At 69.3% G+C, this 13860-nt stretch carries 12 protein-coding genes; 8 read left to right on the top strand and 4 right to left on the bottom strand.

Features of this window, described 5'->3' with window-relative positions; genetic code table 11:
- Positions 1–71: 71 nt before the first annotated feature.
- A complete protein-coding gene (locus tag AQJ66_RS14100) occupies positions 72–3101 on the top strand; it encodes a glycosyl hydrolase 115 family protein (RefSeq protein ID WP_079060218.1) in 3030 nt (1009 codons plus the stop codon).
- 27 nt (positions 3102–3128) lie between these two features.
- Here AQJ66_RS14100 and AQJ66_RS14095 read toward each other — a convergent pair whose 3' ends face one another.
- The 3 genes from AQJ66_RS14095 to AQJ66_RS14085 form a co-directional block, all read right to left on the bottom strand.
- On the bottom strand, positions 3129–3311 hold the full coding sequence (locus tag AQJ66_RS14095; protein ID WP_341849412.1) for a hypothetical protein: 183 nt from the start codon (positions 3309–3311) through the stop codon (positions 3129–3131).
- A gap of 71 nt (positions 3312–3382) precedes the next feature.
- On the bottom strand, positions 3383–3730 hold the full coding sequence (locus tag AQJ66_RS14090) for a hypothetical protein (RefSeq protein WP_061920749.1): 348 nt from the start codon (positions 3728–3730) through the stop codon (positions 3383–3385).
- Between the two features lie 88 nt (positions 3731–3818).
- A complete protein-coding gene (locus AQJ66_RS14085; RefSeq protein WP_061920747.1) occupies positions 3819–4685 on the bottom strand; it encodes a hypothetical protein in 867 nt (288 codons plus the stop codon).
- Between the two features lie 90 nt (positions 4686–4775).
- Between AQJ66_RS14085 and AQJ66_RS14080 the strand changes: the two genes are divergently transcribed.
- From AQJ66_RS14080 to AQJ66_RS38855, 6 genes are all read left to right on the top strand, one after another.
- A complete protein-coding gene (locus AQJ66_RS14080; RefSeq protein WP_244162821.1) occupies positions 4776–5312 on the top strand; it encodes a hypothetical protein in 537 nt (178 codons plus the stop codon).
- Between the two features lie 1618 nt (positions 5313–6930).
- A complete protein-coding gene (mycP, locus tag AQJ66_RS14070) occupies positions 6931–8157 on the top strand; it encodes a type VII secretion-associated serine protease mycosin (RefSeq protein ID WP_061920743.1) in 1227 nt (408 codons plus the stop codon).
- A gap of 58 nt (positions 8158–8215) precedes the next feature.
- On the top strand, positions 8216–8716 hold the full coding sequence (locus AQJ66_RS14065) for a DUF4303 domain-containing protein (protein WP_159052568.1): 501 nt from the start codon (positions 8216–8218) through the stop codon (positions 8714–8716).
- 65 nt (positions 8717–8781) lie between these two features.
- The gene (locus AQJ66_RS14060; RefSeq protein ID WP_061920731.1) at positions 8782–9141 is read left to right on the top strand and encodes a hypothetical protein; all 360 of its coding nucleotides are present in this window, start codon (positions 8782–8784) and stop codon (positions 9139–9141) included.
- Positions 9142–9177: 36 nt separating this feature from the next.
- Positions 9178–11190 carry a hypothetical protein gene (locus AQJ66_RS14055; protein WP_244162820.1) on the top strand — a complete coding sequence of 671 codons (2013 nt, stop codon included), beginning with the start codon at positions 9178–9180 and terminating at the stop codon, positions 11188–11190.
- Positions 11191–11264: 74 nt separating this feature from the next.
- A complete protein-coding gene (locus AQJ66_RS38855; protein WP_159052567.1) occupies positions 11265–11714 on the top strand; it encodes a hypothetical protein in 450 nt (149 codons plus the stop codon).
- Positions 11715–11786: 72 nt separating this feature from the next.
- On the opposite strand, the gene AQJ66_RS14050 is transcribed toward AQJ66_RS38855, so the two are convergent.
- Positions 11787–12962 (bottom strand): right-handed parallel beta-helix repeat-containing protein, encoded by a 1176-nt coding sequence (locus tag AQJ66_RS14050; protein WP_061920728.1) that lies wholly within the window; start codon positions 12960–12962, stop codon positions 11787–11789.
- Between the two features lie 586 nt (positions 12963–13548).
- Here AQJ66_RS14050 and rpsJ point away from each other — a divergent pair.
- Positions 13549–13857 (top strand): 30S ribosomal protein S10, encoded by a 309-nt coding sequence (rpsJ, locus tag AQJ66_RS14045; RefSeq protein ID WP_003948644.1) that lies wholly within the window; start codon positions 13549–13551, stop codon positions 13855–13857.
- Positions 13858–13860: the final 3 nt, after the last annotated feature.

The following is a 13860-nucleotide window of genomic DNA, read 5'->3' as shown; positions in this document are numbered from 1 at the left end:
GCTTCCCCGGGCCCGCCACCCCCTCCAGTATTTGTCATGCCGCTGACCAAATTCGGGTGGAGGGGTGAGGCATGTCTGTCCGTCGCAGGACTGTGCTGGGAGCCGGGCTCGCCGCCGTGCCGGCGCTGACGTCCGGGGTGGCGTGGGCCGGGGACGGCGCCGATCCGCGGGTGACGGACCCCGGGTCGTACATCTCCTTCACCGGTGGGGCGTTCTCCCTGGTCGGCGCGCCGGTCGTGGTCAGCTCCGAGGACCACCCCGGCGTCGTACGCGTCGCCGGCGACCTGCGCGACGACCTCGAACGGGTGACGGGCGTGCGGCCCGGCCCGGCGATCGGCCGCTTCCCGGTGCTGGTGGGCACGATCGGCCGCAGCCCCCTGATCGACCGGCTGGTGGCGAGCGGCAGGCTGGACGTGTCCGGCGTCCGCGGCCGCTGGGAGACCTCGCTGCAGACGGTCGTCGATCATCCGATGCCCGGCGTGGAGCGGGCGTTCGTCATCGCGGGCAGCGACCCGCGCGGCACGATCTTCGGGGCCTACGACGTCTCGTACGGCATCGGCGTCTCGCCCTGGCACTGGTGGGACGACGTACCGCCCGTGCACCGGGACGCCGTGTACGTGCGCCCCGGCCGCTGGACCCAGGGCACCCCGGCGGTGAGGTACCGCGGCGTCTTCGTCAACGACGAGAACCCGGCTCTCGGCACCTGGGCGCCGGCGTTCTTCGGCCCGGGCAAGGCACCGGGATACCCGGGCGGCTTCAACGCGGCGTTCTACGAGAAGGTCTTCGAGGTCCTCCTGCGCCTGAAGGGCAACTACCTCTGGCCGGCCGTGTGGGGCCGGGCCTTCGCCGAGGACGACCCGGAGAACCACCGGCGGGCCGCCGAGTACGGCATCGTCATGGGCACCTCCCACGAGGCCCCGATGATGCGGGGCATCGAGGAGTGGAACCGCCACGCGAGCACGGGCCACGACCCCTACGGGGGCACCGGCGAGTGGTCGTACCGCCGAAACCCGGAGGCGATCCGGGCCTACTGGCGCGCCGGCGTCCAGCGGATGGTGGACCAGGGCTTCGAGGGCGTCGTGACCCTGGGCATGCGCGGCAACGGCGACACGAGCCTCCCCGACGGCGACGGCATCGAGCTGATGCAGCAGATCATCGCGGACCAGCGCCGCATCATCGAGGAGGTGACGGGACGCCCGGCCGCCGAGACCCCGCAGGTCTGGACCCTCTACAAGGAGGTCCAGCGCTACTGGGACCGCGGCCTGCGCGCACCCGACGACGTCACGGTCGTCCTCACCGACGACAACTGGGGCAACATCCGCAAGCACCCCGCCGAGCCCCGCCCCGGCGGCTACGGCCTCTACTACCACTTCGACTACGTCGGCGCCGGCCGTAACTACAAGTGGGTCGACACCGCGAACCTCCGCAACGTCTGGGACCAGCTCCACCAGGCCCACGCCTACGGCAACCACGGCCTGTGGGTGGCCAACGTCGGCGACCTGAAGGGCAACGAGGTCCCGGCCGAGTTCTTCCTCACCTACGCCTGGAACCCGGACGCCTGGCCCCTCGACCGCCTCCCGGAGTGGGAGGAGCGCTACGCCCGCCAGAACTTCGGCCCGGCACAGGCGCCCGCGATCGCCGCTGTCCTGTCCGCGTACGGCCGCCTCCAGGCCCGCCGCAAGCCGGAGCTGCTGAACCGCCGGATCACGCTCTCGGACGCGGGCCAGGTGGTGTACGACGACCGGCAGACCCCCTACTACTTCGCACACCGCGAACTGGAACGGGCGACCGACGACTGGCGCCGGCTGGGCCGCCAGGCCGACCGGATCGCCCGGCGGCTGCCCGCCGCCCTCCAGGACGCCTGGTTCGAACTGGTCGGCTACGAGGTGACCGCGACGGCGAACCTCTACGGCCTGCGCGAGGCCGAGTTCACCAACCTCCTCTACGCGCGGCAGGGCAGAGCGGCGGCGAACGCCCGCGCGGCGGAGGCCGAGCAGGCCCTCGCCCGCGACCTGGCCCTCGCGGACCGCTTCGGCACCTCGGTGGCGAACGGCAAGTGGAAGGGCTTCCAGACCCAGCCCCACATCGACTACGGGGACGTGGACCGCTACGGCCCCAACGCGGGCTGGCAGCAGCCCGAGAAGGACAACACGGCCCTGCCGGACGTCCTCTTCCCGGCGGTACGGCGCATCGACCTGCCGGAGGCCGCCGAGCTGGGCGTCTCGGTCGACGGCGCGGAGGACACGGGGGAGTGGTGGCCGGGCGGCTCCTCCCGGCAGCCGGTCCTCCCCGGTTTCAGCCCGCACCAGACCCGCCCGCAGCAGTACGTGGAGGTCTTCAACCGAGGCCGGACGTCCTTCGAGTACGAGGTGTCGCCGTCGGTCCCCTGGCTGCTGGTGGACCACCCCCGCGGCCGGGTGGACCAGCAGGTGCGCCTGGAGGTCCGGGTCGACTGGACCCGGGCCCCGGCCGGCCGCGCGGAGGGCACCTTGACGGTGACGGGCGCGGGCGACTGCGTGACGGTGCGGTGCGTGGCCGACCGGCCGTCCCCCCGGAGCCTGCGCGGCTCGCGCGGCTTCGTCGAGGCCGGCGGCTACGTGGCGATCGACGCGGACCACTACGACCGCGCGGTCGGCGAGTGGCGCCGCATCGACGGCATCGGCCGCACCGGCGCGGGCATGACCCCGTGGCCGGTGACGTCCCCCCGCCGGACCCCCGGGGGCTCCTCCCCGCACCTGGAGTACGAGGTGACCCTGCTGACCCCGGCCGACGAGGTGACGGTGTGGGCGTACCTCTCCCCCCGCAACCCTGCCCTGCCGGCGGACGGCCTGCGCTACGCCGTGTCCTTCGACGACGCGCCTCCGCAGTCGGTCGACATCACCGAGGGCGCGGACGACGGCCTCCTGAACACCACCTGGGCCCGCAACACCTCGGACAACATCAACCGCACCGCCACCCGCCACCGCCTGACCTCACCCGGCGTCCACCGCCTGAAGCTGTGGATGGTGGACCCGACGGTGGTGGTACAGAGGCTGCTGATCGACGTGGGCGGGCTGCCGGAGCTGTATCTGGGGCCGGTGGAGAGTCGGCGGGTGGGGTGAGCGGTGACGTGGTGACGTGTATCTGCCTCACCAGCCCAGGTAGGTCAGTTGCACGACGTAGACCCGTTCGCTGCGCACGACGATCTGGTAGGTGAACATTCCGCCGGGGACGACGATGTCCCCGCCCCTGGGGTCGTGGTCACCATGGCTCGTACCGTGTACGTGAAGTGCTTCAGCCGCTGTCACCAGCTCGGCGGCTTTGCGTTCCACTTCGGCGAGGAAGTCGGATGGGGCATTCCGTGCGGCTGCTTCCGCTCCGAAGGCCTACTCCCAGCTCCAGCTCAACCGCGGACTGCCTTCATGGCCTCGTCCAGGACGGTGCTCAGCTCCTGAAGGGCCCGATGGGCGACGGCCGCGTCCTCGTGTTCCAGGTTGTGCTTGGCATGGGCGTGGCGTACGGCGAGGTCGGGCCGGCGCGCGATCTCGATGTCCCTGGCCCAGGCCAGGACCCAGCTCCGCACCGGGCTGAGGGACTGCCACTCCACAGCCTTGGCGAACGCCTCGTCCTTCGTCCGCTGCATCTCCGGCAGGCGCGCCGGATCGACGACGGCGAGGGCGGCCCGCAGAGCATCCGGGGTCTGTTCGGGGCTCGGAACCAGCTCGTGTCCGTGGTCGACCTGCGTGCTCATGGAGTCCTCCCGGGAGTGCACTGGCCAGGTTAGCCGCCCGGGACGGCTGGGGTAGTGGGCCACGAACATGATGTGCCGATCTCCCTGGTCAGTGGGTGTGAGAGGAGCTGGAGCCGGACGAAGATCCGCCTGGTTCGCGGGTCGCAGCACGGCACTCGGCACACAGGCCCGGTGCCGGCGCCCGGAAGCCGCGGTCGCAGCCGTCGCAGTTCTGCATGCGGTGCGGGACGGACGGCGGTGGGGCGGCTGGGGCACGGAACGGGGGTGGGGGCGGTAGCTGGGCGCCGAGGCGGTGGGCCAGGAGGGCGGCCGGGCGCCGCAGAGGCTCCGGTGGAAGGCCGTCGGTCAGTGCGCGGCGTACGGCCGTCGCCGGGACCTCGCGTTGCAGCCAGGTGGCGACGCCGGGGGCCAGGTGGGCGGTGTCGCACGCGCTCAGCAGGAGGCGGCGGTCATCCCGGTGCAGGTCGGCGAGCGGGTCGATGGCCGTCTGGAGGAGGGCGGGGGAGGGGTACGCCGGCTGGGGGACGGGCGGCAGCGGATGCTGCTTGCGAGGTTCGCGGGGTGCGCCGAGCCGCGCTGCCCGCTTCTCGGGGGTGTGGTCGCGCGGTGCTTTCGGCTGGTTGCAGCTGATCGTGCGGGTGACGATGCGGCCGGTCGGGGCGCGTTCGCGTTCGCGGCGCAGATTGCCGTGGGCTTCCAGCTCACGCAGCCCGGAGGCGATCCGGTCCCGGCCCTCCGGGAACCGCTCGGCGAGCGTCTTGATGTCCACGGGGGCGTTGCTCGCCAGCGACTGGATGTGCACGGCCAGCGCGATGGCGACGAGCGACATCTCCGGGTGCTGGGCCAGGTGGTTGCCGACCACCGTGAAGCGGGTGGTGTGGCGGGTGTTCTCGTGGATGACGCCGTAGCCGTTCCTGCGGCCACGCGTCGCCGGCGTGGGCGCAATGTCCTTCATGACGTATGCCTCGGCTGCGGGGTGTCACAGGGGGTAGCTAGAGTGGTATCCGGAGCTTCGGCTTGATGAACGCACGGGGGAGGTGCCAAGTTGTCGAGCGATGGTGGGACGGACGCGCCGCTGGCGCCGTTGCTGACCGGCCTGTTCGGGCTGTCTGGTGTGGCGGGTGCCGCTGCTGGAGCGGCGGCGGACCTGGTCACCGAGCTGTCGTCCTTCACTGAGTTCAAGAAGAGAGTGGACGACCTGATCCGGGACCTCAAGGGCTCGGACGCCGGCCCCGGCAAGGTCGGGGAGGCGCGCCTGGCACGCCGTCAGTTCGGCGGCGGAGGCGGGACGTGGTCGGAGGCCGCCGGTCTCCACACGGCGTACGAGACGGTGGTCAGCGAACTGGAGACGCTGTCGAAGCTGCTGTCCGACTCCATGGAGGGCATGGCGATCGCGGTCGTGGCCTCGCACAAGGGCTACCAGAACATCGACGCGGACGTCCGCGCCCGGATGGCGGCGATCAGCGCCGAGACGACCCGGCACTACGGCGGGGCCTACGACCCGTCCCTGCCGAAGAAGCACCACGGTGGCGGGACGACGCCGGAGCAGCCGCCGGCCGGCGACGCGGGTGGCACGATCTGATGGTTCCGAAGGCGACGGGGGAGGTTCGATGACCGGCAAGGGAACGCCCTTCGAGAGCATGAGCCACGAGGAGATGCTCGCGTGGCTGGACCAGGCGAACGCCGGCGAGGTGCAGTCCGCCGCCGACCGGCTGACCGCGGCCGCCAAGGAGATCCGCAAGATCGGGGAGGAGCTGAAGGTCCGCCCGCAGTGGGTGGAGTGGAAGGGCGAGGGCGCCGACGCGTTCCGCACCTGGGCCAACGACCTGGCCAACTCAACGCTGCGACTGGGTGACTTCAGCGAGGGCGCGGGCAAGTGGCTGGGCCACGCCTCGGATGCGATCGCGACGGTCCAGGCGTCGATCCCGCGCGACGCCAAGAGCTCTCAGGCGAACCTGGACGCGGCGATCTCGGCCCACAACGACCCGGACTCCGCTTCGGTCCGCGCGAAGTCCGCCGCCAACCTGGCCGCCCTGAAGGCCGACCAGGAGAAGGTCCGCCAGGAGGCGGTGGACCAGATGAACAAGCTGGGGCAGTCGTACGAGCTGTCGGCTTCGCAGATGAACGGGTTGGAGCGGCCTAAGTTTCCGCCGCCGCCTAAGGCGATTACGCCGGCTCCTTTCATTTCGTCCGAGGACCTGGCTCGCCCCGGAGGTGGCAGCTCCGGTGGCGTTCACAGTGGAGGTGGTGTCGTTCCCGGAACCAGCGCTGAGAGTGCCGGAACCGTACGAACCGAACACCGAGGTTCGGTGAGCGCCGGCCCCGAACTTCACACGGACTCGCCGACCGTTGGCTCTTCTTCCCATCACCTGCGTCCGCCGACGATCGATGTGCCTGCTACACACATCGACTCGACCACCACGCTTCCAGAAATTCATCAGCCTCCCCAGGCCTCTCCGGCAGGACCGCCCACTACGGTCCATCCGGAAACTGGACCTCTGCCACCGGCGAGTGGCCCGGTCCCGCCTATGTCAGGTGGTCCCGTCCGTCTGCCTTCGGCATCCGGCGGATCGGCAAGACCGATGGGTGGGCGACCCGGACAGCCCGTGCAAGGGCCCGTTGGACGAGGCTTGGGACGGCAACCCACCGGGGTCACCCCTGCCCCGGGCCGTGGTCTGCCCAATGCCCCCCGCACGGTCGGCCCTGCCGTTGCACGAGAGGTGCCTGCCTCCGGGACAGGTGGTAGGCCAGCCTCGGGAATCACTGGTGGGCGCCCCGTTGCGTCTTCCGGCACTGGTAAGGCGTCGGGGCGGATGCCTGGCGTCGCGCCCAGTGGTGATTCTGCGGCCGGTCGCCGGATGACCGGTCGCCTGCCGAACACGGGAGCGGTAGGACAGCCTGCCGCCCGCACCGTGGGGCCCTCCGCCGGGCGTCCTGGTGCCACGCCGCGCGAGGGGATCATCGGCGGTACGCCGCAGAGGACGGGGCGAGCTCCAGCCCGACCCGATGCCCCCGTACCGTCCGCACCCATGCGAGGGGGCATCTCGGGCGGTGTGCCGAGTGAGACTCGTGCGGGACGTGGCGATCGCGGCGCTCCGGGCGGACAGACCAGTCGCGCGCGGCAGCGGAATGGCAAGCAGCGGGACGACCGCCGGAATGAACCGCCGACCACCGGCTGAGACCAAGGGGTAAGAGAAACCATGCCCATCTCTGGGGCCAACTCCTGGCAGAAAGGCCTGCGTGCCGGGACCTCAACGGCCATTGTCCTGCTGTTGGTGGGCGGTACAGCAGCGCAGGCTCACGCCGACTCCACACGTTCCCAGCAGTGGTATCTGGATGCCATGCATGCGGAGGAGATGTGGCGTACGAGCACGGGTAAGGGCATCACGGTCGCGGTGATCGACACCGGCGTCGACCCGTCCAATCCTGACCTCAAGGGCCAGGTACTCGACGGGAAGGATCTGGCTCCCGCCAAGCGTGCCGGTGACGAACACACGGACTACAAAGGCCACGGTACGGGGATGGCCGGACTGATCGCCGGCACTGGTGCGTATGACGGAGGCAAGGGAGCGTTCGGTCTGGCACCAGGCGTCAAGATTCTCCCCATCCGTATGCCTGCTCCAAGTGACACCAATGGCTTCGCCGGCCCTTCGGACTTCAGCAAGGCCATCCGCTACGCGGCGGATTCTGGGGCCCAGGTCATCAACATCTCCATGGGGGCGCCTATTACCTCCCCGGAGCTCACCGCTGCAGTCAAGTACGCCCTGTCTCATGGGTCGCTCATCTTCGCGTCTGTAGGGAACGAGGGTGCTAAGGGCAACCCCGTTGAATACCCGGCAGCCACGCCCGGTGTAGTGGGTGTGTCAGCGGTCGGCAAGGATCTCCGCAAGACCGCAGAGTCGGAGTTCGGGCCCCAGAACGACATGGCAGCTCCTGGCGATGACCTGGTTCATGCCTGCGGCGGCAAGACCGGTCTCTGCAAGAGCCACGGCACCAGTGGAGCCGCCGCCCTCGCCTCCGCCAGCGCCGCCCTCATCTGGTCCGCGCATCCGAAGTGGACCAACAACCAGGTCCTCCGCGTCATGCTCAACACGATCGGCGCCCCCACGAACGGCGCCAAGCGCAACGACTCCATCGGCTACGGCATCGTGCGCCCCCGGGTCGCCCTCCAGAACCCGGGCGACCCGGGCCCGGCGAACGTCTATCCGCTGCCGGACCTGGCAGCGGCGGCCTCGGCATCCCCCAAGGCCACGGCCTCGACGCCCGCGAAGCAGCCCGCGGGGCAGAAGGCCGAGGCCGCCGCGTCCACCAAGAGCGACGGCTACGACCGCACGTTGTGGGTCGCCTTGGGCGCCGGCGCGGTCGTGATCGTGGGTGGAATCGCCGCGGCGTTCACCCTCGCCAGGCGGCGGAGTGCCGTCGGCTAGAGAAATCGACTCCTTGCGGGAGCGGATCGTCACCTCCGTCTGCGCGACGCTGAGCCCCATGCTGAAAGCACACGCGTCGGAGGAGCTGTACGCACTGGCGATCACGACGGACAGCGACGTCGTCACGCTCCGCCTGGTGGCGCACACCGAGGAAGCCCTCGGGACGCTTCTCGAAGAGAACGACGTCACGGCGGACGAAGAGGCCGATCACTACCGCTGGTGGCCCGACGAGTGGCGGATCTCGGATGACGACGTGAGCCCCGAGAACGGAGTCGAGTCGACGGCCGACATCAGCGAGGCCATGCTCGCGGCCAGTGACGCACGAGCCGACGATCCGTACACACGGCGTGACCTTGCCCGTGCTGCCCTGGAAGGCGCCTTGGGCGACCCCCGTGTCCGGGCCGGCATCGCCGAGGTCAATCCCGGGTGGCACCCCGTCCTGTTCGTCGCGGACACGGACGGCGACACGCGTCCCACGGCACGCAGCATCGACGACCTCAACCAGGGGCATCCCGATCCTGCTCTGATCGCCTCCGCACGCGGCTACCTGGACCCGTGACGAAGATCGGCGTTCGCCAGTTGAAGGGCTGACGGTGGAGGGCCGAGAGCGGCAAGGGGTGTCCGGTGGGCGTTCTGACCGATGGCTTCGGGGCGGGGGCGCTGGCGTCCTCGCCGGCCGAGAAGAAGGCGGCGGCCAGGGCCATCCACGACCACATCGAGCCGGGCACACGCAAGGCCGGGGAATGGGCCGACGACGAGACCGGCGCGGCCCTGAAGGCGTTCGGCGCCCGGGACGGGGACGGCTGGGCGACCTCGGGGGCGCTGCGCAAGGCCCACGGGACGTGGGGCGCCCAGGTGAAGAACCTGATGGACCGGCTGGGCGCCGAGAAGGACTCGCTGCGCAGTACGAACACGGTGCTGACCGGCGCGGACCTTGCCGTCGGGTCGGAGCTGCGCCGCACCTCGGCACTGGACCGGTACTGACGGGGGCGGCCGGGCATGCCGACGTACCACGAGATCATGAGCACGGACCTCACCGCACTCACCACCGCCGCCGAGCGCTGGGACGGCATGGCGGCGGAGTTCGCGAAGCAGGAGAAGGCGTACCGCCGGGACGTCCACGGCATCACGATCGCCCCCTCCTGGAGGGGCATGAGCGCGGAGGCGGCGCACGGGCGCTTCGGCGTCACGCTCACGGAGTTCCAGTACGCGCAGACGGAGGCGAAGGCGATCGCCTCCCTGCTCCGGGACGCCCACGCCCAGTTCACGGAGCTGAAGGGCCGACTCATGGCGGCCCGGAAGGAAGCGGCGGCGGCCGGGATGCGGGTCTCGGACAGCGGCCGGGTGAGCGCGGATCCGGCACGGGTCAAAGAGGCAGACGAGTCGGCCGTACGGTCCTGGCAGGACCGTATCGACGCGGCGGTACGGGCCGTGACGGACGCGGACACGGGCGTCGAGGTCGCGCTGAAGGCCGCGGTCGTCGACGCGGACCCGCTGGTCGGGGGCCGCGGCTTCAACGGCAGGGCGGTCGGGGACGTCGAGAAGTACGAGGCACTGGCGGCGGAGGGGGCGCTGCGGAAGCTGAGCCGGGGCGGGCACCTGTCGCGGCGGCAACTGGCCGAGCTGGAACGGGTGTTCCGTGACAACTCCGGTGACGAGGCGTTCTCCCGCACTCTGCTGGACGACCTGGGCCCCGCGGGCACGATCACGCTGACGAACGAGCTGAACGATCTGATCCACGCCCGGGGCGGGCCGGGAGCGGGGACGTACGCGACGATCGAGTCGGGCCTGGCGAACACACTCGCGACGGCGACGAGGGACACGCACTCGGCCTGGTACCGGCACTGGCGCGCCGCCATGCGGCACGCCGGCGTCGAGCACCACGCCACGGACGCGCAGGGCGTACGCCTGGACAAGGCGGTGGGCTACCAGTCCCTCGTCACGCTCATGAGCAAGGGGCATGGGTACGCGCCTGCGATGCTCGAGGACCTGACCGACGACATGATCGCGGCGGAGCGGAGCGATCCGGGTATCTGGCGGCTGAAGGGCGAGTACAGCGGCAAGCGGGGTGGCTGGTTCGCGAACGATCCGGTGGACGGCGCGCTGGGCATCATGAGCCGGGACCCGGGCACGGCGGCGCACTACCTCTCCTCGGATGCCCGCATGAAGTACCTGATGAAGGAGCGCGACTGGAACGTCGTCCTCCACGAGCACGAGGGCGCGACGGTCAGCACGTACGCGGCCGGCCTGGACGGGGACGACCGCGCCGGCTTCGGCAGGGCCTTGCAGGCGGCGACGACGGGGATCGATCCGTCCGACAAGCACGCGCGCTATGTGGCGCACACCGGGCAGAACGAAGCGGTCTTCAAATCGGCGGTCGGTTACCTGGCCGACAGCGGCGACAAGTTCCCGCCGTCTCTGCGGCAGCCCGTGGCCTCGATTCTGGTGAACCACGGGGCGGTTGTTCATGCGTCCATGAGCGAGGTCGACATCTCGAAGTCACCCCTGGACCAGGGCCAGCTCTTCGAGGTCGCCAAGCAGGTCTCGAAGGACAAGGACGCCTACGGCACGCTCAACGGCGGCCTCAATCAGGCGATGGTTGCCGACATCCATGATGATCACTCGGAGTCGGCGGGATCCTTGCGCCGGGCCGGGCGAACCGTTGGTTTTTTGGAGGAGGCTCGCATTCAATCTCAGGGCGATCCGCAGACCGCTGAGTTCGAAGCCAAGCCACTGTTCGATAAGGCGATCAGTTACATCCCTGTGGCCAGCTCCGACGTTCAGGCAGGCTTCGACTACGTGACAGGAAAGTGGCTGGAGGACGAGCAGGAAAGGCTCGATGCGAAACAGACGGCCGACAATGTCCAGGCATACTCTGACAGGAACCAGCAGTTGGTCGCTCTTGCTCGCGAATGGTCCAAAGTGCATCGAACGGCTACGGATCCCCACTTCGACCCGGAGACCGAGGTCAGCAGATCCGCCGGAGACGGCCTCGATCACGCTGCTGGAGTATCCGGGGTGATGGCCAAGTGAAAGCATGCTTGCGCATCCCTCTCCTGGGCCTGCTCGTGATCCTGGCGTCGTGTGCTCGGCCAGCGCCCGATGAGGTGCCCGATGTGCTCTGTGGAACACATATCGATCCCGCTCTCACCCGTCGACTTGGGACGCCGACCAAGAACTGGCATGAGTACAACCGGGTCGATCGACAGCGAGCGATCACAGCGCCTTGCTTTGTCCTCTCGGGAAGCAATGAAGTTGTGAGTGTCCGCTTCTCCTGGCGGGCGGTGGCAACGGACTTGATGTACCTGGCGAAAGATACCGGAAAAGTCTCAGGCGTCACTGCCCCGCGCTACATGGACAACAGTCTATACAAAACGCTGGTGGGAACCGACGGCGCAATCTCTCAAACCCCCTGTAAGACCAAGGGCGGAAATTACTTCACCCTCACCCTCCAGCTACCCCAAGTGAAACCGGGAGACAACTCCCACCGCAAAGACATCGAAACCTTCATCCGCGCCTACTTCCCAGCCACCGTCAAAACACTGGGCTGCGCGTGAACGATCAACCGCAAGGCAGACGCCCCGCCCCCGGTACGGACCGGCAGCGGGGCGCTCGAAGCAAACCCGGCCCTACGGCGTCACGACCTTCCCCCCGAACGTGACCGCCAGCGAGCCGCTCGACGTGAAGGACCAGCCCAGCGCACCCGAGTAGGAGGAGCAGCGAGAGCCGTTCGTGCCGGTCCAGAACTGGTTCGAGCCGTCCGCGTCGCCGACCGTCTTGTCGTTCGAGCCGCTGACCTTGAAGCGGCAGGACGTGTTGCTCCGGAACACCGAACTGCCCGCGTCGAACGAGAAGTTGCGCTGCACGCTGTCGATGCTGACGTTGTTCGAGACGGTCATCCTGCCGGGGTTGCTGTTGTACGTGAACCCGTGGTGGCCGTTGTCGTAGGCGATGTCGTGCCGGACCACGTGGTCGACCGCGATGTCGTCGCCGCCGAGCTTGTAGCCGTTGCGGTCGCCGTTCTTGTTCTGGGTGCCGTCGGAGAGGGTGCCGTTGCCGTAGGACAGGGAGTACTCGATGGTCACCGGGCCGATGGGGCCGGTGGCGGACTTCGTGTAGAGGTCCCAGCCGTCGTCGACGTTGTTGTGGGAGACGTCGTAGCGGAAGACGTTCCCGGTGCCGGTGGTGAGCTTCGAGGCGAAGCCGTCGGCGTTCTCGCCGGTGGAGTCCTTGTTGTCGTGCGACTCCGAGCTGACGATCAGGTTGTTCGACGGCCACTGGCTGCTCGGCGTGGTCGAGGCGATCCGGCCGAGCTGCAGGCCCGTGTCCCGGTTGTACGCCGTGACCGCGCGCTCGACCACGTTGTCGCTGCCGCCGACGTAGATGCCGTTGTCGCCGGCGTGCTCGACGGTGAGGCCGTACAGGTGCCAGTACGACGCGTTCAGCTGGATGCCGCGGCTGCCGTCGCTCTCGCCCGAGAAGTCCAGCACCGGCTTCTCGCCCGCGTACGCGGTCAGGGTGGTGCGGGCGCCCGAGGTGCCGTTGCTGCCGGCCGGGATGGTGATGGTCGACGTGTACGTGTAGGTGCCGCCGCGCAGGTAGATCGTTCCGCCGGGGGCGATGCGGCCGATCGCCGACGTGAGCGTGGTGGGGGCCGACTGCGTGCCGGCCGCGCTGTCGCTGCCGCTCGGTGACACGTAGAGGGTGCTGCTCGCGGCGGTCGCGGCCTGCGCGGCGGTGCCGGACACCGCTAACAGCGCGCCGGCCAGCAGACTCACGCAGGCGATGACGGGGCGTACTTGCATGGTTGTGCCTCCAGGTTCAGTCCCGTGGACCCAGTGGGGGGCGTGCACATGTGCAGGAGAAAGCGCTTTCTTCCGCAACGGAAGGTAAGGGCGCTGCCGTGAACGCGTCAATGCGTCGGCCGTGATTGGCGTTTCAAGGGGAGACAAAGAAGAGGGGGAGCGCGGCCTCGGCCCCGCCCGGGTTTGACCTGCGTCACTCCGGGGGTACTCTCATCGACCCGATTGGCCAGCCCCCCGCCCCTTGTGGCAGACTGTCCGAGTTGCTCGGTCGAGTGTTGATGCTGCGCGCCTCCCGCCGGGAGGACCGGAAGCGAGTCCCACGGTACTCGTCAACCCTGCGCGGGTTGGAAGTACGGGAATCTTCCGGGAAGTGTGAGTGCGGCACCGGCCAGGCGCCCGGTGGGCCCGAGGTCCCCGGTCCGCGGTTCCGGAAGGGCCGTTGCATTCCCCGCAGGGATGTTCGAACAAGGGACATCTGTGTCAGCGGGAGCGCGACACGCCCGACCGCGTGGGTCGGAGAAACGACGGCAGCAGAAGGAATCCGCCGGGTTCCAGAGCGTAAGAGAGACAGGACTACTGAGTAGCCATGGCGGGACAGAAGATCCGCATCCGGCTCAAGGCCTACGACCACGAGGTCATCGACTCCTCGGCGAAGAAGATCGTCGAGACGGTGACCCGCACTGGTGCGTCGGTCGCGGGCCCGGTGCCGCTGCCCACTGAGAAGAACGTGTACTGCGTCATCAAGTCGCCGCACAAGTACAAGGACTCGCGCGAGCACTTCGAGATGCGCACGCACAAGCGCCTGATCGACATCCTCGACCCGACCCCCAAGACCGTTGACTCTCTGATGCGACTCGACCTCCCGGCCGGTGTCGACATCGAGATCAAGCTCTGAGGC

This window comes from Streptomyces bungoensis (assembly GCF_001514215.1).
GTDB classification, from domain to species: domain Bacteria; phylum Actinomycetota; class Actinomycetes; order Streptomycetales; family Streptomycetaceae; genus Streptomyces; species Streptomyces bungoensis.
This window is presented reverse-complemented; position numbering and strand designations above follow the sequence as displayed.